The following is a 22410-nucleotide window of genomic DNA, read 5'->3' on the forward strand; positions in this document are numbered from 1 at the left end:
TGTGACTTTTAACAGCATGGGTTTTCTGACCGTGAGATAATTTTAACTCAGTCAAAAAGATTAGCCTGAGCCATAATCTCTAGTTTGGTAATTGGTTCTAATTTAGAGCTTCGGCAGTATTAGGGGATTGTGCTAATTCCTCTAGTCTTTCTTGCTGATCTTGAGAAATACAAGATTGAATCATGACATCAATGTCTCCTGATAAAGAATTGGCTAAAGGAAAATTTTGACCCAGACGGTGATCGGTAATGCGGTTATCTTTGTAATTGTAGGTACGAATTTTTTCCGAACGCGCGCCTGTTCCCACTTGCGATCGCCTTAAACCTCTGACTTCTTGCTTTTGTTCTGCCAACTTGATGTCATATAGTTTCGCTCGCAGAATTTGCATCGCTCGTTCGCGGTTTTGTAGTTGCGATCGCTCCTCAGTACAAAAGATTCTAATTCCTGTGGGCTTATGAATTAAATCTACGGCAGTTTCTACCTTGTTAACGTTTTGTCCTCCAGCACCGCCAGAACGAGCCGTTTTAAGCTCAATATCCCCTGGATCGATCTCTACTTCCACTTCGTCTACTTCTGGCATCACCGCAACGGTAGCAGTAGAGGTATGAACTCTTCCTCCAGCTTCGGTTTGGGGTACTCGCTGCACCCGATGTACTCCGGCTTCAAACTTTAGCTTGCTGTATACAGAATCTCCTGTAATTTCTAAGATAGCTTCTTTAAAACCACCCATATCTGCTGCCGATTCACTGAGAAGACTTACTTTCCAATTTTGCTCTTCGGCATATCTAGAATACATACGCACTAAATCACCAGCCCAAATACTAGCTTCGTCTCCTCCTGTTCCCGCGCGAATTTCTAACATAATATTTTTATCATCATTAGGATCGCTGGGTAAGAGTAAAATTTTAAGCTTAGCCTCTAGCTGTTCAATTTGTGCTTCTAGCTCGCTAACTTCCATGCTAGCCATCTCTTTCATCTCAGGATCGTCAGCTTCTTTAAGTATTTCCTTAGCTCCAGATAATTGTTTAGTTGCTTCTTGCCATTGTTGATAAGTTATTACAGTTTCTTCCAAAGAAGAACGGACTTTAGCTATTTTCTGTAGTTCATCAGGATTGGTAGCAATATCTGGATCTGCCAAACGATGAGTAAGTTCCTGGAAAGTTTGTTCTACCGATTTAAGTTTATCTAGTAAATATGCTTCTGCCATTGGTTTTCTCCTATCAAACTAGGGTGATTATCTCAGGAAAATTTATCGATATACAACAAACCCAGTAGTTAATAAAAGCTAACTACTGGGCAGAGATTTTGGATAAAATGGCTATTTTTCTGCGTTGGATTCAGATTCACTATTGGAATCGAGCATACCGTATTTACGTAAAAAGCGATCGACTCGTCCTTCAGTATCAATAATTTTTTGCGTACCTGTGTAAAAGGGATGATTTCCAGACCAAACATCAACGTTAATTTCTGGCTGGGTTGAACCTACGGTCATTACAACTTCGCCGTTACAAATAACTTTGGCATCTGGATACCAGGTTGGATGAATTTCAGGTTTAGGCATTGTTTAGTTTCCTCAAAAAATTGCTTTATATAAATAGCCATTAAATAATTTGCAGCTTCATTACGTTTACAGCCGCAAATGAGCCAGTTGAAAAATCATTTATACTTAATTGCTTAGCTAAGAGCTAATGGCTAAAAGCTGATAGCTAAAAAAACCTATCGTTTGGAGAACTGAGGAGCTTTTCGCGCTTTCTTCAAACCGTATTTCTTCCGTTCTTTACAGCGGGGATCGCGGGTTAGATAACCTTCTATTTTTAAAGGTTGGCGATTGTTAGGATCTTGCTTACATAATGCTCTAGCTACACCTAACTTCACAGCATCGGCTTGACCTGTTAGACCACCACCATGTGCGTTGACCAAAACATCATACTCACTCTCGAAGCCTAATGTTTCCAAAGGACCTTTAATAGCCATTAAATAGCTGGGAATACGATTGAAATAGTCTTCTCCAGGTTTATTATTGACTATGAGCTTACCTTCTCCAGGCACTAAACGAACTCTTGCGATCGCTGACTTACGGCGACCTGTTGCCCAATATACTACTTTATCTTGTGTTCCTTCCATGTTTTAGTTCCTCTTGGGAATAGTGTTAATAATGATGGTTTCAGGAGTCTGAGCCGTATGAGGATGATCGGAGCCTGTATAAACTCGAAGCTTGGTAAATAGCTTGCGTCCCATAGCGTTTTTCGGCAGCATTCCCTTGACAGCTTTTTCAACAATGCGTTCAGGAATTCGCCGCTGTAACTGGTCGAAAGTTTCAGTTTTCATGCCCCCTGGTCTACCAGAGTGACGACGATATAGTTTCTGTTCGTTTTTTCTACCCGTAACCACGACTTTTTCGGCATTAATAACAATTACAAAGTCTCCAGTATCCATATGTGGAGTGAAGCTAGGCTTGTTTTTTCCTCGCAAGATCATCGCTATTTCCGTAGCTAAACGACCCAAGCGTTGCTCTTCGGCATCAATAACGTACCACTTCTGTTCGAGAGTTTCTAGGGTTGGCAGGGGAGTTTTATTCATGTTTCGTAATAATATTTTGTGAATTATTTTAAATAAATGAGGTTCACCGAGCTAGGTGGAAATTAGGCTGGGTGTCAAACCATAGAGATTGAGCAAAAGGAAACTCCCGATAGCCGACCCTCAATAGACAAAGCCCTTTTGCAGGAGCAGAATATTTGACCTCGGAGCGACACTGGGTTTGCCAGATGTTGGTAAAGTTTTCAGGCGTTCTTTTGCCTACTCCGACCTCTACCAGCATCCCTACCAACAGACGTACCATACCGTACAAAAAACTGTTTGCCTGAATTTCTAAGTGCAAAAATTCTCCTTGCCGATAGCATTCGGCAGCCTGTACTTCTACGCTCGAATCTGCTCGATCTGAACCAGATCTTTTAAAAGCGGCAAAATCATGTTCCCCGATCAAAGGTTTTAAAGCTGCCTGAATTAAAGATTCTTGCAATACAGACTGATAATAATGCCAGCAGGTTTGATTAACAAACACATTGGGGCGTTTATCGGTGTATATTGTGTAGCGGTAACGCCGCCACCTAGCCGAAAAACGTGCATGCCAATTATCGGAAACTTGAGCCGAAGCTATTACTACTATATCCTCTGGCAGTCTCGCGTTAATAATTTTAGCCCACTTACCAGCTGGAATTGGACCTTGATAGCCAAAGTGCGCGACTTGAGCTGCTGCATGAACCCCCGAGTCAGTTCTTCCTGCACCATAAATATTTACAGGAAAGCCAGTAATATCAGCGATCGCTTGTTCAATACATCCTTGAACGCTAACTTGGTTTGGTTGCTTTTGCCAGCCATGAAAGTTTGTTCCTAGATATTGAATCAATAAAGCTACCCTCATAAGATGCTTTGATTGAGATTGGCAGTTTATAACCATTCATCTAGTATCTACTTAAACTAACTCGATAATTGCCATTTCGGCATTATCACCACGACGGCGTTTAGTTCTCACGATGCGAGTGTAGCCCCCACTGCGATTACTATAGCGTTCGTTTACGGCTTTAAATAACTCGCTGACTAAATCTTTATCATAGATATAGCTTAAAGCTTGTCTTCTAGAAGCTAAAGAACCATTCTTGGCTAAAGTAATTATTCTTTCTACTTCGCTGCGTACTGCCTTGGCACGCGTTTGAGTAGTTTTAATTTGACCATGACGAATAATTTCTGTTGCCAGCGATCGCAACAAGGCTTTCCTTTGGTCTGCTGGTAGCCCCAGCATTTTGACTTTACATCGATGTCGCATGATTAATATTTGATACTAATACTGTTTATATATGCTTACTTACCTGACTTTTCTTGAGCTAGGGTAATTCCCAAGCGTTGCTGCAAGGCTTCTATTACCTCGTCTGCTGATTTTTGACCGAAATTTTTGATTTCTAAGAGGTCTTCTTGGGTATAATCAAGCAAGTCAGAAACTGAGTTAATCTGTGCCCGTTTTAGACAGTTGTAGGCTCTAACCGACAACTGCAATTCCTCAATAGGAATTTGGCTAGTTGGATCTTCGTCCTCTTGATACTCGTCTTGAATTTCTTCTAAAGTAAGATCTTTTAAAGGATTGAACAATTCAACCACAATTCCCGCCGCTTGAGACAAGGCTTCCTCTGGTTTAATACTACCATTAGTCCAAATCTCCATAATTAGGCGTTCGCGGATACCTGAACCATCAACTCGCGCATCTTCAACGCTATAATTGACCTTAGTGACGGGCATAAATACAGCATCTATTTGCAGAAAGTCCAAAGAACTTCCCTCTTCTTTACCTCTTTCAACCGCACGATAACCTTTGCCTCTTTCAACCCTAAATTCCATTTCTAGGCTAGTACCGGCGGCAATAGTTGCTACATACTGATTAGAATCTACCGTCTCCACTTCGGAGGGCAATTCAAATTGTGCAGCAGTAACCGTTCCAGGTCCAGTTGCCACTAAGCGACCTATTTGAGGCTGATTGGTATAGCTTTTGAGAACTATTTCTTTCATATTGAGAATAATCTCTAAAACGTCCTCTCTTACTCCCTCAATCGTGGCAAATTCATGAGTCGCAAAGCCAAACTTATGTTCTTGCTTGCTTTCATCCTTTGCCATACCTCCACCAATACGGATCGCGGTAACGGCTGCACCCTCTAAATTTGACAGCAGTACTCTCCTCAAGGCATTGCCCAGGGTAGTTCCTTGACCACGGTCTAAAGGTTCTAGGATAAACTTACTGTATTGATGTTGATTTTTTAGGGTTTTAGACTCTACACATTCAATTTGAAATTGCGCCACAGGCTGCTCTCCCTCTTATTCGACAAGCGATCTGGTAAATCACAATAAAAATAGTTGCATCATTTAGCTACAACTTACTAACTTTTGCTGATTGCTTCAAAGCTATACTCTGCGTCGTTTAGGTGGACGACAACCATTATGTGGTATTGGCGTAACATCACGTATTAAAGTGATTTCTAGCCCAACACCCTGTAAAGCTCTAATCGCTGTTTCTCGACCAGCACCAGGTCCGCTAACCATTACCTCTACCTGGCGCATTCCCTGATCCATAGCTCTTCGTCCTGCACTGTCGGCTGCTGTTTGAGCAGCAAAGGGAGTCCCTTTTTTGGCTCCTTTAAAACCGCTAGCTCCTGCCGAAGACCAAGATATTACATCTCCTCGAGTATCAGAAATTGTGACAATAGTGTTGTTAAAAGTGGACTGAATATGTGCCACACCATTGGGAACATTTTTTTTATTTTTCTTTGCGCTGCTTCTTCTTTTTGGTTGCGCCATGTTACTTTTGTTGTGATGTAATTATGGTTAGATATGAATTTTAGCTGTTTACTTCTTGCCAGGGGCTTTTTTCTTACCAGCCACAGTTAATCGTCTGCCTCTTCTGGTACGAGCATTAGTACGAGTTCTTTGACCTCTTAAAGGTAACCCCATACGGTGGCGACGACCACGATAGGTACCAATATCAGCTAAGCGCTTGATATTCATTGCTTCCCAGCGTCTTAAGTCGCCTTCAACCTGATAGTTATCTTCAACATATGCTCTTAGCTTAGTTACATCTTCATCAGATAGATCCCGAACTCTTGTGTCTGGATTGACTCCAGTCTCGGCGATCGCTTGCTGTGCCCGTGATAAGCCTACGCCAAAAATGTAGGTAAGCGCGATTTCCACACGCTTGTCACGAGGAAGATCTACGCCAGAAATCCTTGCCACGTTATTTACTCCCTAAGTTGTTTTGTTGCTTGTTTTGCTTCGTTTGCTGCTTAAATTAATCTTGGTCAGATGACTATAGACAATTATCCCTGGCGTTGCTTATGCTTGGGATTACTACTACAAATCACCATTACTCGACCGCGCCTCTTAATGACACGGCATTTTTCGCACATTTTTTTTACTGATGGTCTAACTTTCATGCCTTACTCTGGCCACATTGCAAGCCTATAATTGTATCAATCATTTGGTTTGTGTGTCAAATAGCTAAAGATTTGCTTTTTGACAAACTGGTTACTTGTTTTTGAGACGATAGGTTATTCTACCCTTAGTCAAATCATAAGGTGTTAACTCGACTTTGACGCGATCGCCTGGTAGAATTTTGATATAATTTCGCCGAATTTTACCTGAAATATGAGCTAAGACGTTAAAGCCATTATCCAGATCGACGCGAAACATCGCATTAGGAAGAGATTCTGTAACAGTCCCTTCCATTTCAATTAAATCTTGTTTAGCCAATATTTATCTCCGCTACTTCTTGATCAATAGTTAACGGCAATAGCTGTTTATCGTTTCACCGAGCAAATTGTCTAAATTTTTCGACACAGCATTACAATTATTACCTTTTTTGTCCACTTTATATCGTAATATACTGATATATTCGGGAGGTTGTTTGCCTAAAAACTATGATGAAATGACTTCACTTAATTGCTTAGTTACCTTTTCCATGGTTTGATTACCGTCAATAGTTTCGAGTATTTTCTTTTTTTGATAGAAATCTATCACTGGCACGGTATCCTGATGATAAACTTCTAAGCGACGACGAATAGTCTCTTCTGTATCATCCTTGCGCTTTCTTGCTAATAATCTTAATACGAGGACTTCATCTGGTACTTGCAGATTCAGAACACAGTCAGCATTTTGATCTAATTTAGCTAATAGCTCCTCTAGAAATGCAGCTTGATTAACGTTTCGGGGAAACCCATCTAATATCCAGCCGTTAAAAGTATCATCAGAAGAAAGACGGTCTTGGATTAAGTTCAAAATTAGAGCGTCAGGAACAAGTTCACCTCGATTCATGTAATCCTTGGCTTGTTTACCCAAAGGGGTTTGTTGGGCAACAGTTGCGCGCAGAATATCTCCAGTAGATACATGAGGTATTTGTCGATCTTCGGCTATTATCTGAGCTTGAGTTCCCTTGCCCGCACCAGGAGGACCAAGGAATATTAATCGCTTTGCCATATCAACTTATTGAAATTAAGGTTATATAATTGGCAGCCAAGAGTTAGCCTTTGGCTAGCCATTGTCTTTATACGGCAAAACTACTGTTTAACCATTCCTTCATAACGTTGAGAAATAACGTAGGTTTGTATTTGCTTAGCAGTATCAATTGCTACCCCCACTAAAATTAGCAAAGATGTTGCCCCAAAACCACTAAAAACCGTTGTTCCCGCAGGAATAGCACTTTCTACCAGAGTAGGAATCGTCGCCACTAAACCAAGGAATATTGCTCCTAAAAGAGTCAAACGATTAAGAACTTTTTCTAAATAAGCGCTGGTTGCCTTACCTGGTCTTATTCCAGGAATTGACGCACCCATTTTTTTGAGGTTCTGAGACATATCGACAGGATTGACAATTAAAGAAGCATAAAAGTAGCTAAAAAATAGAATCAAAACCAAATAAACCAGAATATAAGCCCAGTTCCCTGGCTGAATTGCGGTAGCAATTTGAGTAAATACATTTTTAACCGCTCCCTCTCCAGGTAAAAATCCAATCAGTTGAGCTGGTAAAAACAACACAGAAGAAGCAAAAATAATTGGCATTACTCCGCCTTGGTTTAGTCTTAAAGGAAGATAATTGCTTCTTTCGCGATATACTCTTCTACCTACCTGACGACGGGCAGATATAATTGGAATACGGCGTGTTCCTTCCTGAATAAAGACAATCCCGACAATCATGGTCAAAAAGACTAGGAGCAAAATTACCACTTGAGCGATCGCTTCTCTACCACCACTCTGTGCATACTCAATAGTGTTACCCAAAGTCTTGGGCAAGACAGCTACAATGTTGACAAAAATTAGTAGAGACGCTCCATTGCCAATACCTTTTTCAGTAATTAGCTCGGAAATCCACATGACAAACATTGAGCCAGCAGTTAAAGCCAGTACTGTTTCAGCAATAGGAAATATGCTCTTCTCAATTATGCCGTTATTAACCAGTAAGCCCATAGTAATACCAAAGCTTTGGATAATTGCTCCACCGAGAGCAACATAACGAGTTATTTGAGCTATTTTACGTCTTCCCGCTTCCCCTTCATTCTTTTGTAAATCTTCTAAGCTCGGTATCGCAGTTGCTAACAACTGCATAATAATTGAGGCATTAATAAAAGGTAAGATGCCCAGTGCAAAAATCCCGAGAGCAGAAATACCACCGCCAGTAAAGATGTCTAAAAAGCCAACTATTGAGGCATTACCCGAATTATCGATAAAATTGCCAAAAAGTTCTCGGTCAATTCCTGGAACAGGAATGAATACTCCTAAACGGACTAATATCAAAAGACCAATGGTAACCAGCAGCCTGCCTCTAAGACCAGCTGCCTGTGCCATTTGTAAAAAAGTCTCCTGTGCTGACGGAGTTTTTTCTCTAACCATACAGGTTTACCTCTTATATGCTTGGTACTAAAAAGTTGTTTACGGAGAAATATTATATAAATTTAATTTTTTACCCCTGCTCCTCATGATATACCAATCGTGAATGCTTACTTGGCAATAACTTCACAGGTACCACCAACAGCCTCTATTTTCTGGACGGCGCTTTTAGTAAATGCTGCTGCTTTAACATTTAATGCTGCTTTTAATTCACCATTGCCTAAAATCTTGAGCGGACCATCATTACTAGTAAGAATACCGTTTTCAAGTAAAGAACCTAAAGTAACCTCTGTGTTAGCAGGCAACGATTCTAAAGCTTCGACATTAATAATGGTGTAATGCTTTTGGTTGATTAGGGGAAAATGCTTTAGTTTAGGGACTCGGCGATAAAGGGGCATTTGACCGCCTTCAAAACCTGCCTTTGTTCCTGTACCAGAACGAGACTTTTGACCGCGCATGCCAAAACCACAGCTAGCACCCTGTCCAGCTGCAATACCACGACCAACTCTGCGTTTTCGTCTTTTTGAACCCTCTTTTGGGCTGAGATTTTCTAGTTTCATCTGTTTTCTCCAAACTATAAAAGGGAAAGTAAAACTGAAGCTGTTTTGAGGTAGGTGGCTTATTCTCGCTCGAAACCAAGAATATACACCAATCAACAAGCTTATAGCTTATGGCTTATAGCTTATGGCTTATAGCTTTTTTAAGCGTACAGCTGTTCGATTGAAATATCTCTTTCCCGAGCAACCTCTGCAAAAGTACGCAGGCTAGCCAAAGCGTCAATCGCTGCTCTAGCGTTATTTAAAGGACTATTAGAACCCAGTTGTTTTGCCAAAATATTTTTAACTCCAGCCAGTTCTAGTACGGTACGAACCGCACCACCAGCAATTACTCCAGTACCAGGAGCAGCAGGACGCATAAATACTTTGGCACCACCAGCTATACCGTTGGTGATATGAACAATTGAGTTAGCTTTGGTTAGAGATACTTCAACCAATTGTTTTTTAGCATCGGCAACACCTTTACGCACTGCTCCGATAACATCAGCCGCTTTGCCAACACCTACTCCAACCTGTCCTTTTTCGTTACCTACTACGACAATGGCACGGAAGCTTAGTTTTTTACCACCTTTGACTACTTTGCTGACCCGACGAATTTGCACCACTCGCTCTTGCCAAGCAGAGTCTTTTTCTTTGGCGCGACTTTTGTTGCGCGACTTATTGGATTTAGCCATAGTTATTATCCTTGATATTTTGATTTAGAAATCCAAGCCAGCTTCTCTAGCTCCATCAGCTAGAGCTTTGACTCTGCCGTGATAAAGGTTGCCACCTCTATCAAAAACTACTTTAGCAATTCCTTTTTCTAAAGCTTTTTGAGCAACTAGCTTGCCAACTTCGGCTGAAGTTTTGCACGTAGCACCATTAGATTCGAGATTAAAATCAGATGCTGCTACCAAAGTCTGCTGTGCTACATCGTCAATAACTTGAGCATAAATATGATTGTTAGAACGGAAAACACACAAACGAGGGCGTTCGGGAGTACCGCTAACTTTTTTGCGTACCCGTCGATGACGGCGTTTTACGGATTCTTTGCGTGAAAGCTTCATAATTTCTACTTACCTGTCTTACCAGCCTTGCGTCTTACCTGCTCATCAAAGTAGCGAATTCCTTTTCCTTTGTAAGGTTCGGGGGGTCTTACTGCTCTGATTCTGGCAGCAACGTTGCCCACTACTTCTTTACTATTGCCACTAACAATGACTTCGGTATTCTTGTTTTCAACAGTCACGTCAATGCCATCAGGCATTTCCATTTCAACAGGCTTACTATAGCCAACGTTAAGAGTTAGCTTTTTACCCTGAGCTTGTGCTCTATAACCAACACCCTGAATCAAAAGGCGTTTTTGAAATCCTTTAGATACTCCATCTACCATGTTGGCGACTAGGGTACGGCACAAACCATGACGTTGGCGACCAATACGAGAGTCATTGGTTGGGTTAACCAAGATTGTGTCTCCCTCTTGTTTAACTTCAATTGGTTGAGGAATTTCTCGTTCTAAAGTACCTTTGGGTCCTTTGATCGTAACGTGTTGTCCTGAGATTTGCGCGCTTACCTGATCGGGAATTGGAATCGGCAGTTTGCCAATACGAGACATAATTTACTTCTCCTATTAAATTACCAAACGTAACAAAGAATTTCACCGCCAACTCCTTGACTGCGGGCTTCCCTATCTGTCATTACTCCACGAGATGTGGAAACGATCGCAATACCAATGCCCCCGAGAACGCGAGGAATATCTTTTTTTGTTGAGTAAACTCTCAGTCCTGGTTTACTGACCCGCTTGAGGGTACTAATAATTGGTTGGCGATTTCTGCCTTTATATTTCAAGGAAATTTCAATAAATTTTTTGGGGTCTGACCCTGTTTCCTCAAAACTTTCGATAAAACCTTCGCTTTGCAATACTTGAGCAATAGCACGAGTCATGCGAGTTGAAGGAACTTGGGTGGTTTGATGCTTGACCATGCAGGCATTACGGATGCGGGTCAGCATATCTGAAATAGTATCGGTTGCTGCCATTATTTCCTATTTTATGTTTTAAATACGCAGATAACGTTAATTGTCGCGGAAAGGCATTCCCATTTCTTTGAGCAAAGATCGCCCTTCTTCATCGTTTGTTGCCGAAGTGACGATAGAAATATCCATCCCTCTAATTTGATCGATGCTATCGTAGTCAATCTCAGGGAACATTAATTGTTCTCTAACGCCTAAACTGTAGTTGCCCCGACCGTCAAAGCTTTTAGGACTAATTCCCCGAAAGTCACGAATACGCGGTAGAGCCAAGGCAATCAATCGTTCTAGGAAAGCATACATTTTGGCACCGCGAAGAGTCACCATGACTCCTACTGGCATTCCTTCACGGATTTTAAATCCAGCGATCGCTTTTTTGGCTCTGGTAACTACGGGCTTTTGTCCTGTAATCACGGTTAATTCATTAATCGAAGATTCAAGTGCTTTGGCATTTTGTGATGCTTCGCCTAAACCTCGGTTGATGACAATTTTGACTAGTCGTGGTACTTCGTGAACGTTACTAAAGTTAAACTGTTCTGTCAGCTTGGGGACAATATCCTCTGAATATTTTTGTTTTAGTGATTTGGGCATGATGGTAAGATTTTCCTGGGCTTGGTCAGGAAACTATAAGGTTAAAAAATTTAAATTTTTCCGACGCTGAAGGCTTGAAAACTAATCGATAATCTCGCCAGTTTTTTTGAGCATTCGCACCTTGCGACCGTCTTCAGTAAAGGTATACCCGACACGGCTTACGGTCTTTTCTTTATTGGAATAAAGCATTACATTAGAGCTGTGAATCGGAGCTTCAAAAGTCACTATCTGACCCGATTCTCCTTCTTGTTGAGGTTTGACGTGCTTAGTACGCACATTAACCCCCTCAACAACTACTTGACTAGTTTTGGGAATTACTCTTGATATTTCTCCTACCTTGCCTTTATCTCGTCCAGAGATCACTTGAATAGTGTCTCCTTTCTTCACATGCAGTTTGTAGCGGGTAGGTGCGCCTTTCGGTTTAGCCATTTATATTACCTCTGGAGCTAAAGAGACTATCTTGGTAAAGTTTTTCTCTCTTAATTCTCTTGCCACAGGACCAAAGACGCGAGTGCCTCTTGGGCTACCCTGTTCGTTAATAATCACCGCAGCATTATCGTCGAAACGAATGCTCATGCCACTAGGGCGATTGACTGACTGTTTAGTTCTGACGATCACCGCTTTAACAACTTCGGACTTTTTTACGCCCATATTAGGTAAAGCGTCTTTGACTACTGCCACTACGACATCACCGATAAAGGCATAAGGACTGTTTCCTTTGCCAATTACGCGCAAACACATTAGTTTGCGTGCACCACTGTTATCAGCGACATTTAAATAGGTCTGTTGTTGAATCATGATTGACTTCGACCAGGGAAATTAGGTTGATAAGAATTAAGATTGTCTGGATTCAATAATTTCCTCGACCGTCCAGCGTTTGGTTTTGCTTAAGGGGCGAGTTTCTTTGATCCGCACGCGATCGCCAATTTTGCATTGGTTTTCTGCGTCATGTACTTTGTATTTTTTAGTTCTGACGACAATTTTGCCGTACTTTGGGTGAGGAGAACGGTTTTCAATAGCTACAACAATGGTTTTATCCATTTTGTCGCTGACTACTTCTCCAACTCTTTCTTTTACTGCCATAATTTATTCTCCTTTTGCAGCAGTGATTTCACGCTCGCGTTCTACAGTGAGTAATTGAGCCATGCGATGTTTAGCGTGTTTAAACAGATGAGGTTTCTCTAAGCGTCGAGTGGCTTGCTCCAGCCTTAACTGAAATAGTTCTCGCTTAACCGCTAGAATTTCTTCTGCCAATTCTTCCTCACTCAACTTTCTGGCATCTTCAATCTTTGGTAGAGCCATATTACTTATAATCCTCGTCACGAGTGATAAATTTAGTCTTGATCGGTAGCTTCTGGGCTGCTAGGCGCATTGCTTCTTTAGCTATATCTTCTGGAACCCCAGCCATTTCAAACATAACTCTGCCTGGTTTGACTACTGCTACCCAAAACTCAGGAGAGCCTTTACCAGAACCCATACGGGTTTCAGCCGGCCGCATCGTAACGGGTTTGTCTGGGAAAATCCGAATCCAAATTTTACCGCCACGTTTGACATAGCGCGTCATCGCTCGACGTGCGGCCTCAATTTGGCGGGCAGTAATCCAAGAAGGTTCTGTAGCTTGAAGAGCATAATCACCGAAATTTAGGGTGTTGCCGCGATAAGCCATCCCTCTCATGCGACCTCGATGTTGTTTACGAAATTTCGTTCTTCTGGGACTAAGCATAATAGTAATATTTTGCTAACTTAAGTCTTGTTAATAGTTACTCTGAGCGATCATCAAACTTTTGACGGCGACGCTGACGGCGGGGGGCTTGATTAGGTACTGCTGTGGCAGCCTCTTCTTGCCCTGGAATAATTTCGCCTTTAAATACCCAAACCTTAACCCCGAGAATTCCGTAAATAGTCAACGCGGTGCGATAAGAGTAGTCAATATCGGCTCTAAGAGTATGTAGCGGGACTCGACCTTCCCTAACCCATTCTGTACGAGCAATCTCAGCTCCATTTAAACGACCGCTAACCTGAATTTTGATGCCCAAAACCTCAGCTCTTTGCGCTCTTTGGATTGCCTGACGGACAACTCGACGGAAAGAAACTCTTCGCTCTAGCTGCTGACAGATATACTCGGCAATTAACGTTGAATCAGCATCGACGCGGGGTACTTCTATTACGTTGATCCGAATTTGACGGCTGTTGCCCACCTTAGTTTGAAGATCGGTACGTAGCTTTTCAATTCCCGAACCCCCACGACCGACCACAACCCCTGGTCTAGCAGTATGAATTGCCAAATCAATTTGGTCGGCTTTACGTTCAATCTTGACCTGAGAAATACCTGCGTTATTTAGCTCTTTGTTAACGTATTCTCTGATTAGACGGTCTTCCTGTAATAGCTCGGGATAACGTTTAGTATCTGCATACCAGCAAGACTGGTGTTCTTTGGTAACTCCCAGACGAAAGCCTGTTGGGTGTATCTTTTGTCCCACAAATGTTTCCTCGTAATAGTAATTAATTAAATTTAGAATTTTTGATTTTAATCGGTTACTTCTGGCGCGACAGCCACGGTGATGTGACAGGTTGGCTTACGAATTTGGTAGGCTCTGCCTTGGGCTCGGGGACGATAACGTTTAAGAACGGGACCACCGTCAGCAAAGGCTTTGCTGACTACTAGATTTGCGGGATCTAACCCATTATTATGTTCTGCGTTTGCCACAGCCGATCGCAATGCTTTTAAGATTGGATCGCAGGCTTTATAAGGCATAAACTCCAAAATAATTAGAGCTTCTCGATATTGACGACCGCGAATTTGATCCAATACCCGTCTGACCTTAAAAGGAGACATTCGGATATATTTGGCGATCGCCTGTACTTCGTTGTTGGTATCTATTGTCATAGTAGTATCTACGATCTAGCGTCTCCCTTTCTTGTCGCCTTTAGCATGACCCCTAAAAGTACGGGTCGGAGCAAATTCTCCTAGTTTATGTCCCACCATTTGGTCGCTAATAAACACGGGAATATGTTGGCGACCATTATGCACGGCAATTGTGTGTCCCACCATTTGAGGCAGAATAGTTGAAGCCCTAGACCAAGTTTTAATTACTTCTTTCTTGTTACCCGCATTCAACCGTTCAATTTTCTTGAGCAGGCTGTCGGCGATAAAGGGCCCTTTTTTTAAAGAACGACTCATATTTTTAAAATCAACGATGAATTAACGACGACGACGGACGATTAGCTTGTTACTGGGCTTATTTTTCTGGCGTGTTTTCTTACCCAACGCTGGTTTACCCCAAGGAGTTACAGGACCACTTCTACCAATGGGCGCACGTCCTTCACCACCACCATGAGGGTGATCGACAGGGTTCATCGCACTACCACGAACTTCGGGTCTTCTACCCAAATGGCGCATTCGACCCGCTTTACCTAGCTTAAGGTTACGATACTCAACGTTGCCTACCTGTCCGATAGTGGCGTAACATTCTTTGCGTACCATTCTGACTTCCTTGGAGGGCAGACCAATAGTTACATAGTCTCCTTCTTTAGCCATTACTTTAGCCCCAGCACCAGCAGCACGAACTATCTGTCCGCCTCGGCCGGCTATTAGCTCAACGTTATGGATCGTTTCGCCCAAAGGCATATTGCTTAATGGTAAAGCATTACCAACTTCAATCGGAGCATCGGGACTAGCAATAATCGCTGTTCCCACCTTCATGCCCACAGCAGCTAGAATATAGCGTTTTTCACCATCTTCATACTGTACTAAAGCAATACGCGCATTACGATTAGGATCGTATTCGATCGCAATTACCTCAGCGGGAATATTACGTTTATCCCGACGAAAATCGATAATCCGATAGAGACGCTTGTGTCCACCACCGCGACGACGGCTGGTAATTACACCACGGTTGTTGCGTCCTTTTTGACGATGTTTGTATTTGGTTAAAGATTTTTCGGGCTTACTTTTAGTAATTTCGGAAAAATCGGGAACTACCGCTTGGCGGGTTCCTGGTGTGTATGGTCTAAATGAACGAGTACCCATAATTTGCTTTTAACTAGCTTTTTCGAGTTCGAGTTTATACGTCGGGGAACAAGGCGATCGAATCCCCGTCTTTGAGAGTGACAATAGCTCTTTTGTATTGAGCCTTGTAACCGATAAATCTGCCTACCCGACGCTTTTTGCGGGGTAAGGTCAAAGTATTTACCTTGACAACAGTGACGTCAAACAGACTTTCAATCGCTGCTTTGATATCAGGTTTGGTAGCTTTGGGTAGCACATCAAAAACGTACTTACCAAGTTCCATTTGAATTGTGCCTTTTTCGGTAATGATTGGCTTGAGGATTAAGTCGGCTAAATCTCTCTCTTGGTATCTAGTCGTCACCGTAAACCTCCTGAATCTGTTCTAAAGCGTCTTTAGTTACCACAATTTTGTTGGCATGAAGAACATCCACAACATTAAGGTTAGTCGCCTTAATCAACTTGACTTTGGCAATGTTGCGCGTTGATAGATTAACGTTGTCCGAAACTTCTTTGAGAATCAATAAAACCTTAGCATCAGGTTCTACACCCCAACGTTGGAGAGCAGAAATTACTTCCTTGGTTTTGGGACGATCTAGCTCTGAGGCAAAGTTTTCGACCACAATGGTATCTTCTAAGCGAGAAGTAAAGGCTGTTCTTAATGCTAATCGTCTTTCCTTACGATTCATCTTGGTACTAAAATCTCTAGGCTTTGGCCCAAAGATTACACCGCCACCACGCCATAGAGGAGAACGAATTGAACCTGCACGAGCGCGACCAGTTCCTTTTTGTCTCCAAGGTTTACGTCCACCACCCCGAACTTCCGCACGAGTTTTGGTAGAAGCTGTTCCCTGACGAGCATTATTCAACTGACGAACCATTGCTCGATGAACAATATGTTCGGCGGTTTCTGATTTGGCTACCTTAAGTTCTACAGATGCCTCGCCAGCATCTTGCCCCTGCCAATTTTTGACTACACAATTAACCATGGTTATTTGTTACTTACCTGTTTTGTCCTTAAATAACTAACGAGCTGTTATTACTATCCAACGATTTTGCTGGGAGAAATACTGAGTAAAGAGCCAGGCTTACCTGGAATAGCACCTTTTATCAGTAGCAAATTCTGCTCCGCATCAACCTTGACAACTGTTAGTTTGCGAGTAGTTACCTGCTTTCCGCCGTAGCGTCCTGCCATTTTCTTACCAGGATAGACACGACCAGGGGTAGTACCTGCACCAGTAGAACCAGGCGCGCGATGGTTTTTAGAACCATGACTCATCAAACCACGTTTGAAGTTGTGACGCTTTTGATAACCTGTAAAACCACGACCCATAGTTTTACCACTTACGTCTACGGTTGTCTCGGTATTAAAGATTTCGGAAATATCTAAAGCTTTACCAAGCTCATAACTAGCTGTCTCCTCAATGCGGTACTCTTTAAGATGACGCACAGGACTGGCTCCTGCTTTGCTTAAGTGACCCAGTTCAGGCTTAGACAAAGCTTTTTCTTTAACTTCGCCATAGCCAATCTGAATTGAACTATAGCCATCCGTTTCTTTAGTTTTGATTTGAGTTACGACACAAGGCCCAGCTTGAACCACAGTAACGGGAATTGCATTTCCTGTTTCGCGATCAAAAACTTGGGTCATGCCTACTTTGGTGCCAAGAATACCGACAGACACTAATTTGAACCCCACTATATTGCAACACGACAAGCCATCAAGCCTTTATCTGACTCTTGGCTAAATATATACTTACCGTAGACCACTGCCGTCTAATGACGGTGTAACTTTAACTGACGAAAAAATAGCCATCTTGCCAAATATCGATTGAAATATCAACAAAATGTCCAGCAGCAAATATATAATTTTGTTTTCTAAGATTTACGATTAGAAAAGCCTAAGGGTAAATCCCAACAGCTTCTAATTTTCAGAGTTATCTGTACCCTCTAAGACTTAAAGAATTAATTTCTTCAGTTTCCTAAGGAGGTAGCAAATCCTATAAAATTTCTCACTTGCCCCGTAACGAGTTTGTTTTTTATAAATAAAATTACAGTGAAAACTCTCTCATTTAGCCTCAAGGATTAAAATAGTCAACTTTCCTATTCGGCCAGGGGATGATTAGACTTTATATCTATAAATGTGAGATTTGCCAGTTTTGACCACAATCACTAATGATACATGATGCCGTAAGTTTCTGACAAGGATATTTTTGGTTTGGGCTAGAAATTGACGATCGCGATCGCCAATTTCTTCATCAACAAACCGCAATCAAGACAGTCTAATACTTTACTGTCTCTTTGAAGCAACAATCTTCTAAAATATAGTTTGAACAAATCTTTTGGACATATACGAATACCATGCCACTAATTACCACGGGAAAATCATTTATTCGCGCTTTAGAAAAAGCTGGTGCATTGGGGTTGTATATGCCCTTAGAAGGAGGCGCAGAGGGGCGTTATCAAAGACGGTTACGCGCGTATGGTTACCATACTATTAATATTACTGCCAGAGGATTAGGGGATTTGGCAGCCTATTTAACTAGAGTACATGGGGTACGCCCGCCTCATTTAGGTAAAAAGACTATTGGACGAGAGGCTAGTGTTGGTGATATTTACTATGTGCCACCTGTTGCTACTTATGAATTAAATTCTTTACCTGCTGATGCCAAGGGATTAGCACTATGGATCATGGAAGGACAAATTTTATCTCGCCAAGAAATTCAGTATCTAGTCGCTTTAACCAAGAGTGAGCCAAAAATCAAGGTTATTTTGGAAATGGGAGGCGATCGCTATGTTAATTGGAAACCTTTGGCGGACACTTTGACCGCTGCATAATTCATAATATAGAGGAAGCTCTAACCAGATGTTGCGATAGATTACGGGGTGGTATTGGTGTCAGATAATAACATGGATGATTTACTGGCTCAGTTAAAAGCTGAATTGGAGCCTGAACAAGCAAAGTCGAAGACAAATAAGTTACCAGAACGCAAATCGCCACCCCAGTCAACGCCTCAAACATCACAGGCATCAATGGATCGGATGCTTGCAGAACTAAGGGAAGATCTAGAATCGGGAAGAGGTAGACCAAATTCTACACCTAGCGAATCATCGTCCCAAGTCAAATCGAGTCAGGAGGTGAGAAGCTCAGCCAAAGATCGAGATCGCCTTAACGCCCTGATAGATACAGACTATCGCAGACAAGCACACAAGCGTGAGGAGAAGCTAGCTGAAGTTAAACGCCAAGAAGAAGCAAAAATTGCCGAACAAAAACGCCGTCAACAAGAATTAATTGAGGCGCAGAAAAGAGAAGAATTACGGGAGCGCAGAAGAAAAGAAGCTCTACGAGGAAAAGCCCAACAATGGCTCAAAAACTTAAATCCGCGCTCGGAAGAAGGGCAATGGTTTGAAGAGTTTTCTTATTCTTATGAAGATAAACTACAGGCGGCGATCGACTATTTAGAAGCTATGCGCGAAACTGGCTTGTAATTATTCTATATTGATGAATGCGATCGCGGACATAATCGACACAAAGTAGTCTGATTTTTTACCTTGATTATATGAAAAGTGCGATCGCGGTATTTAGCTGAAACAATAGAGCAAAAATACTAGTTGAATCAATCATCCTGAATCTTTTTCTCGATACCCTATCGTCCGTACCCTCCGACCTATATAATCACACAGGAAGCCATAGCAAGGTTAAGCAACCATAGTAACTAAATGCGGATTTTATTTGTCTCAGCAGAAGTAGCGCCAATCGCTAAAGTGGGTGGATTAGGAGATGTCGTCGGTGCATTACCTAAGATATTAAGAAAATTGGGTCATGATGTCCGTATTTTCATGCCTTACTATGGGTCTTTGTATAGTAAACTTAACCTCTCTCCCGATCCTATTTGGTGGGGGGCTGCTATGTTTAATAGCTTTGCTGTCTACGAAAGTGTCTTGCCAGATAGTGATGTACCACTTTATTTATTTGGTCATCCCGCTTTCGATCCCGATCGCATTTATGGAGGAGAAGATGAATCGTGGCGATTTACTTTTTTTAGCAATGGTGCTGCTGAATTTTGCTGGAATTACTGGAAACCAGAAATAGTTCATTGTCATGATTGGCATACGGGAATGCTGCCTGTCTGGATGAATCAGTCACCCGATATTTCTACCGTTTATACGATTCATAATTTAGCTTATCAAGGTCCTTGGCGTTGGTATTTAGATCAAATTACCTGGTGTCCGTGGTATATGCAGGGACATAACGTCATGGCTGCTGCGGTACAGTTTGCCGATAAAGTTACTACCGTTTCTCCTACCTATGCTCAACAAATCAAAACCGTAGAATATGGCGAGAAGCTAGAAGGTTTATTGTCATTTATTAGTGGCAAAATTACAGGCATTCTTAATGGGATTGATGTTGATAGCTATAATCCCGCTACTGATCAAGCTTTAAAAGAAAATTTTACTCAAAAGTCTCTAGAGGAAAGAGCAATAAATAAAGCTGGGTTACAGACAGAATTGGGTCTTAATGTAGACAAAGATGTCTTTTTAATGAGCGTTGTATCTCGATTAGTCGATCAAAAAGGTATTGGCTTGCTGTTGCAGATTATCGATCGCTTTATGGCTTACAGTAATTCTCAGCTAGTGGTTTTAGGTACGGGCGATCGTCAAATAGAAACTCAGCTATGGCAACTGGCAACTCGTTTTCCTGGTAGAGTGTCGGTACAGCTACTTTATAATGATGCTTTGGCACGCAGAATTTACGGAGGTTGTGATGTATTTTTGATGCCTTCTAAATTTGAACCTTGCGGTATTAGCCAGATGTTAGCGATGCGCTATGGTTGCATTCCCATTGTCAGACGCACAGGCGGTTTGGTAGACACGGTAAGTCATCACGATCCGATGAATCAAAGCGGTACTGGTTACTGTTTTGATCGCTATGAACCGCTAGATTTATTCACCTGTATGGTTCGCGCCTCAGAAGGTTTTGTATATAAAGATAGATGGCAGCAGTTACAGCAAAGAGCTATGAGTCAAAACTTTAGCTGGCTAAAATCTGCTTTAGAATACATCAAAATATACAAAGAAATACTTGGTCAATCAACCGATTTAACCCCAGAAGAACAAGAAAAGTTAGCAGCATTAACTCCGCAAAATCTTATAAATAGTAATTAAAGTTTTCTAGTTGATTTCAAAGTTTAAATAAATCTACAAACGGCTGGTTGTTGACTTAGCTGTTGGGCTTTGCTGATAAATTCTGCTTGAGGTGCGGTTTTGATTAAATAGGCATCAGCACCAATCATATCCCCCAGCATCAAATCTGCTTGAGTTGCTTTTGTCGAACAAATAATGACTGGGATTGAGCAGGTTTGTTTACTTTTTTTGAGCTGCAAACAAAACTTGAAGCCGCTCTTTCCATTTATTACCACATCTAAAATAATTAAATTGGGTTGGTAATTTGTCATAGTTTGTTGAGCTTCTTCTACACCAAGGGCTTTTTCGACGCTAAATCCAGCATTTTATAAATAGATACCAAAAACCTCTCGCATCATCAAGCTATCATCTACTACTAAAGCTTTATTCATGCTCAAAAAGCTAAAAATTATCTAATTTATTCTTTGATTGATATACAAATAATTCCCGAATGTTTATTATTACGTTAGATAGACAAAATGCTGTAACGATTGATTTATTAAGACACGCGCATTTTGTAAAGGCAAATGACTATTCGCCCTTACGTTGAATATTATTTAAAACATTACGATCTTTTCGTATAAGACTACTAGCGCGTCTAAATTAATTTATTGGGTATTGAAAATAGTTTCAGTCCCCTCCTCAAGCTTGGATGAATCAGCCCTGCATTTTAGCTTAGATGCGCTCTTTTGGTTGGGTTGAAAGATAAAACCCAACCGCATTTTTGCTTGGTACAAAAAGTTTAATATTTAACTAGGACTCCTGGTTCTTTTTGAATTGGCAAAATATCCAATATATCTGTCTGAGAACAATATTTAAGATCTTCGTCTCCATTCAATTTTAGAAGGCGTTGTCCGTGGCTGCATTGACGAAAGACATTTAAGAGATTGTCTTTCCATTGTTCATACAGTGCGATCGCGCCAATCACTTCATCGTTACCAAACAATTCGATTAACGGCGTATCACTTTGTTGCAAAATTAGCTGAGCGATCGCTCCTGCACAGACAGTATCCTCTACGGAATAATCTCCTTCCCAACCTGAACCTACCAGCCAAACTGTTTTTGGTTGAGTTTCAAAAATATAGTTAACCGCAGCTAGGCGGTTAATTTGGGCAGCAGTAATTACCTGGGGAGCTTTTTCAACCCTTTGCAAAGAACGAGTACCGTTGGTAGTCGTCAGAAACAACCGTTTGTTTTTGACAACTTCTGGTTTACAGGCAAGAGGAGAATTGCCCAGATCAAAGCCTTCTACTGTTACACCACCTCTTTCTCCGGCTCGAAGACGTTTTGCTTTTGACCAAGATTCTGATTGACGCATCAGTTCTTCTATGTTACTAAATGCTTGGACAGACTCTGCACCTGCATCAAGAGCCGCAGCGATCGTAGAAGTTGCCCTTAAAACGTCAATAACTACTGCACAGTCTGGTAATCGGTCTGTTGGAGTACTCTCAGGAGTATGATAAACGAATAATTTCACGCTAGTACAGCTAACTATATATACAGTTAATAAATAAAAACTTACGCAATTATACGTTATTTATCTTCCTAATTAATTATCTGTTGTCTAGAGGATTAAATTACTAATTAATCAAGCAAAATATTCCGACAAAAAGGCTCTGATTCTCAAATTTCAACTTACCAATAATACTTACTG

The 22410-nt window shown here is 41.5% G+C and carries 36 protein-coding genes and 1 pseudogene; 3 read left to right on the forward strand and 34 right to left on the reverse strand.

From position 1 onward, the window contains the following. Window positions 1–97 precede the first annotated feature (97 nt). From prfA to V6C71_21720, 32 genes are all read right to left on the reverse strand, one after another. Window positions 98–1207, reverse strand: a complete 1110-nt coding sequence (gene prfA / locus V6C71_21565) for a peptide chain release factor 1 (GenBank protein ID HEY9771048.1) — start codon at window positions 1205–1207, stop codon at window positions 98–100. 111 nt (window positions 1208–1318) lie between these two features. Continuing rightward, on the reverse strand, window positions 1319–1561 hold the full coding sequence (gene rpmE / locus V6C71_21570; protein HEY9771049.1) for a 50S ribosomal protein L31: 243 nt from the start codon (window positions 1559–1561) through the stop codon (window positions 1319–1321). 155 nt (window positions 1562–1716) lie between these two features. Continuing rightward, complete coding sequence (gene rpsI, locus V6C71_21575; GenBank protein ID HEY9771050.1) at window positions 1717–2124, reverse strand: 30S ribosomal protein S9; 408 nt, start codon at window positions 2122–2124, stop codon at window positions 1717–1719. A 3-nt stretch (window positions 2125–2127) separates the two neighbouring features. Continuing rightward, window positions 2128–2580 carry a 50S ribosomal protein L13 gene (rplM, locus tag V6C71_21580; protein HEY9771051.1) on the reverse strand — a complete coding sequence of 151 codons (453 nt, stop codon included), beginning with the start codon at window positions 2578–2580 and terminating at the stop codon, window positions 2128–2130. 43 nt (window positions 2581–2623) lie between these two features. Beyond that, entirely contained in the window at window positions 2624–3421 is a 798-nt protein-coding gene (truA, locus tag V6C71_21585; protein ID HEY9771052.1) for a tRNA pseudouridine(38-40) synthase TruA, read from the reverse strand. A 51-nt stretch (window positions 3422–3472) separates the two neighbouring features. After that, window positions 3473–3823 (reverse strand): 50S ribosomal protein L17, encoded by a 351-nt coding sequence (rplQ, locus tag V6C71_21590; GenBank protein ID HEY9771053.1) that lies wholly within the window; start codon window positions 3821–3823, stop codon window positions 3473–3475. 35 nt (window positions 3824–3858) lie between these two features. Then, window positions 3859–4845: a DNA-directed RNA polymerase subunit alpha gene (locus V6C71_21595; GenBank protein ID HEY9771054.1), complete on the reverse strand. Its 987-nt coding sequence runs from the start codon at window positions 4843–4845 to the stop codon at window positions 3859–3861. Between the two features lie 102 nt (window positions 4846–4947). After that, window positions 4948–5340 carry a 30S ribosomal protein S11 gene (rpsK, locus tag V6C71_21600; protein ID HEY9771055.1) on the reverse strand — a complete coding sequence of 131 codons (393 nt, stop codon included), beginning with the start codon at window positions 5338–5340 and terminating at the stop codon, window positions 4948–4950. Window positions 5341–5388: 48 nt separating this feature from the next. Further along, window positions 5389–5772, reverse strand: coding sequence for a 30S ribosomal protein S13 (gene rpsM, locus V6C71_21605; protein HEY9771056.1), 384 nt, complete (start codon window positions 5770–5772; stop codon window positions 5389–5391). An 83-nt stretch (window positions 5773–5855) separates the two neighbouring features. Beyond that, a complete protein-coding gene (gene rpmJ / locus V6C71_21610; GenBank protein ID HEY9771057.1) occupies window positions 5856–5972 on the reverse strand; it encodes a 50S ribosomal protein L36 in 117 nt (38 codons plus the stop codon). Window positions 5973–6063: 91 nt separating this feature from the next. Beyond that, window positions 6064–6288, reverse strand: coding sequence for a translation initiation factor IF-1 (gene infA, locus V6C71_21615; protein ID HEY9771058.1), 225 nt, complete (start codon window positions 6286–6288; stop codon window positions 6064–6066). Between the two features lie 165 nt (window positions 6289–6453). Continuing rightward, entirely contained in the window at window positions 6454–7011 is a 558-nt protein-coding gene (locus V6C71_21620; GenBank protein HEY9771059.1) for an adenylate kinase, read from the reverse strand. Window positions 7012–7091: 80 nt separating this feature from the next. Then, entirely contained in the window at window positions 7092–8420 is a 1329-nt protein-coding gene (gene secY / locus V6C71_21625; protein HEY9771060.1) for a preprotein translocase subunit SecY, read from the reverse strand. Between the two features lie 107 nt (window positions 8421–8527). Beyond that, window positions 8528–8977, reverse strand: coding sequence for a 50S ribosomal protein L15 (gene rplO, locus V6C71_21630; protein ID HEY9771061.1), 450 nt, complete (start codon window positions 8975–8977; stop codon window positions 8528–8530). A gap of 140 nt (window positions 8978–9117) precedes the next feature. Then, window positions 9118–9648 (reverse strand): 30S ribosomal protein S5, encoded by a 531-nt coding sequence (gene rpsE, locus V6C71_21635; protein ID HEY9771062.1) that lies wholly within the window; start codon window positions 9646–9648, stop codon window positions 9118–9120. 24 nt (window positions 9649–9672) lie between these two features. Beyond that, the gene (gene rplR, locus V6C71_21640; protein HEY9771063.1) at window positions 9673–10020 is read right to left on the reverse strand and encodes a 50S ribosomal protein L18; all 348 of its coding nucleotides are present in this window, start codon (window positions 10018–10020) and stop codon (window positions 9673–9675) included. 5 nt (window positions 10021–10025) lie between these two features. Then, window positions 10026–10565, reverse strand: a complete 540-nt coding sequence (gene rplF / locus V6C71_21645; protein HEY9771064.1) for a 50S ribosomal protein L6 — start codon at window positions 10563–10565, stop codon at window positions 10026–10028. A 20-nt stretch (window positions 10566–10585) separates the two neighbouring features. Further along, entirely contained in the window at window positions 10586–10987 is a 402-nt protein-coding gene (gene rpsH, locus V6C71_21650; protein HEY9771065.1) for a 30S ribosomal protein S8, read from the reverse strand. A 36-nt stretch (window positions 10988–11023) separates the two neighbouring features. Beyond that, on the reverse strand, window positions 11024–11569 hold the full coding sequence (rplE, locus tag V6C71_21655) for a 50S ribosomal protein L5 (GenBank protein ID HEY9771066.1): 546 nt from the start codon (window positions 11567–11569) through the stop codon (window positions 11024–11026). Between the two features lie 81 nt (window positions 11570–11650). Beyond that, entirely contained in the window at window positions 11651–11998 is a 348-nt protein-coding gene (gene rplX / locus V6C71_21660) for a 50S ribosomal protein L24 (GenBank protein ID HEY9771067.1), read from the reverse strand. After that, window positions 11999–12367 (reverse strand): 50S ribosomal protein L14, encoded by a 369-nt coding sequence (rplN, locus tag V6C71_21665; GenBank protein ID HEY9771068.1) that lies wholly within the window; start codon window positions 12365–12367, stop codon window positions 11999–12001. Window positions 12368–12403: 36 nt separating this feature from the next. Further along, window positions 12404–12652 (reverse strand): 30S ribosomal protein S17, encoded by a 249-nt coding sequence (gene rpsQ, locus V6C71_21670; GenBank protein ID HEY9771069.1) that lies wholly within the window; start codon window positions 12650–12652, stop codon window positions 12404–12406. A 3-nt stretch (window positions 12653–12655) separates the two neighbouring features. Continuing rightward, window positions 12656–12871, reverse strand: a complete 216-nt coding sequence (rpmC, locus tag V6C71_21675; GenBank protein ID HEY9771070.1) for a 50S ribosomal protein L29 — start codon at window positions 12869–12871, stop codon at window positions 12656–12658. 1 nt (window position 12872) lies between these two features. Continuing rightward, on the reverse strand, window positions 12873–13292 hold the full coding sequence (gene rplP, locus V6C71_21680; GenBank protein ID HEY9771071.1) for a 50S ribosomal protein L16: 420 nt from the start codon (window positions 13290–13292) through the stop codon (window positions 12873–12875). 37 nt (window positions 13293–13329) lie between these two features. Further along, window positions 13330–14049 (reverse strand): 30S ribosomal protein S3, encoded by a 720-nt coding sequence (rpsC, locus tag V6C71_21685; protein HEY9771072.1) that lies wholly within the window; start codon window positions 14047–14049, stop codon window positions 13330–13332. Between the two features lie 47 nt (window positions 14050–14096). Next, window positions 14097–14456: a 50S ribosomal protein L22 gene (gene rplV, locus V6C71_21690; GenBank protein HEY9771073.1), complete on the reverse strand. Its 360-nt coding sequence runs from the start codon at window positions 14454–14456 to the stop codon at window positions 14097–14099. Window positions 14457–14471: 15 nt separating this feature from the next. Continuing rightward, window positions 14472–14750 carry a 30S ribosomal protein S19 gene (gene rpsS, locus V6C71_21695; protein ID HEY9771074.1) on the reverse strand — a complete coding sequence of 93 codons (279 nt, stop codon included), beginning with the start codon at window positions 14748–14750 and terminating at the stop codon, window positions 14472–14474. A 21-nt stretch (window positions 14751–14771) separates the two neighbouring features. After that, window positions 14772–15599 carry a 50S ribosomal protein L2 gene (rplB, locus tag V6C71_21700; GenBank protein ID HEY9771075.1) on the reverse strand — a complete coding sequence of 276 codons (828 nt, stop codon included), beginning with the start codon at window positions 15597–15599 and terminating at the stop codon, window positions 14772–14774. 34 nt (window positions 15600–15633) lie between these two features. After that, window positions 15634–15939: a 50S ribosomal protein L23 gene (locus V6C71_21705; protein HEY9771076.1), complete on the reverse strand. Its 306-nt coding sequence runs from the start codon at window positions 15937–15939 to the stop codon at window positions 15634–15636. Continuing rightward, entirely contained in the window at window positions 15929–16564 is a 636-nt protein-coding gene (gene rplD, locus V6C71_21710) for a 50S ribosomal protein L4 (GenBank protein ID HEY9771077.1), read from the reverse strand. Before rplD ends, V6C71_21705 begins: the two co-directional genes overlap by 11 nt. Window positions 16565–16617: 53 nt before the next feature. Next, a complete protein-coding gene (rplC, locus tag V6C71_21715; protein ID HEY9771078.1) occupies window positions 16618–17256 on the reverse strand; it encodes a 50S ribosomal protein L3 in 639 nt (212 codons plus the stop codon). A gap of 438 nt (window positions 17257–17694) precedes the next feature. Next, on the reverse strand, window positions 17695–17844 hold the full coding sequence (locus V6C71_21720) for a hypothetical protein (GenBank protein ID HEY9771079.1): 150 nt from the start codon (window positions 17842–17844) through the stop codon (window positions 17695–17697). A gap of 89 nt (window positions 17845–17933) precedes the next feature. Between V6C71_21720 and V6C71_21725 the strand changes: the two genes are divergently transcribed. The 3 genes from V6C71_21725 to glgA all read left to right on the forward strand — a co-directional run bounded on the left by V6C71_21725 (window position 17934) and on the right by glgA (window position 20738). Continuing rightward, window positions 17934–18410 carry an NAD(P)H-quinone oxidoreductase subunit N gene (locus V6C71_21725; GenBank protein ID HEY9771080.1) on the forward strand — a complete coding sequence of 159 codons (477 nt, stop codon included), beginning with the start codon at window positions 17934–17936 and terminating at the stop codon, window positions 18408–18410. Window positions 18411–18467: 57 nt separating this feature from the next. Beyond that, a complete protein-coding gene (locus V6C71_21730) occupies window positions 18468–19061 on the forward strand; it encodes a hypothetical protein (GenBank protein ID HEY9771081.1) in 594 nt (197 codons plus the stop codon). A gap of 231 nt (window positions 19062–19292) precedes the next feature. Continuing rightward, window positions 19293–20738, forward strand: a complete 1446-nt coding sequence (gene glgA, locus V6C71_21735; GenBank protein ID HEY9771082.1) for a glycogen synthase GlgA — start codon at window positions 19293–19295, stop codon at window positions 20736–20738. A gap of 23 nt (window positions 20739–20761) precedes the next feature. Here glgA and V6C71_21740 read toward each other — a convergent pair. Then, a pseudogene (locus tag V6C71_21740) lies at window positions 20762–21067 on the reverse strand (response regulator). A 431-nt stretch (window positions 21068–21498) separates the two neighbouring features. After that, a complete protein-coding gene (locus V6C71_21745; protein HEY9771083.1) occupies window positions 21499–22233 on the reverse strand; it encodes a 2-phosphosulfolactate phosphatase family protein in 735 nt (244 codons plus the stop codon). Between the last annotated feature and the right edge of the window lie 177 nt (window positions 22234–22410).

Source organism: Coleofasciculaceae cyanobacterium (assembly GCA_036703275.1).
GTDB lineage: Bacteria > Cyanobacteriota > Cyanobacteriia > Cyanobacteriales > Xenococcaceae > Waterburya.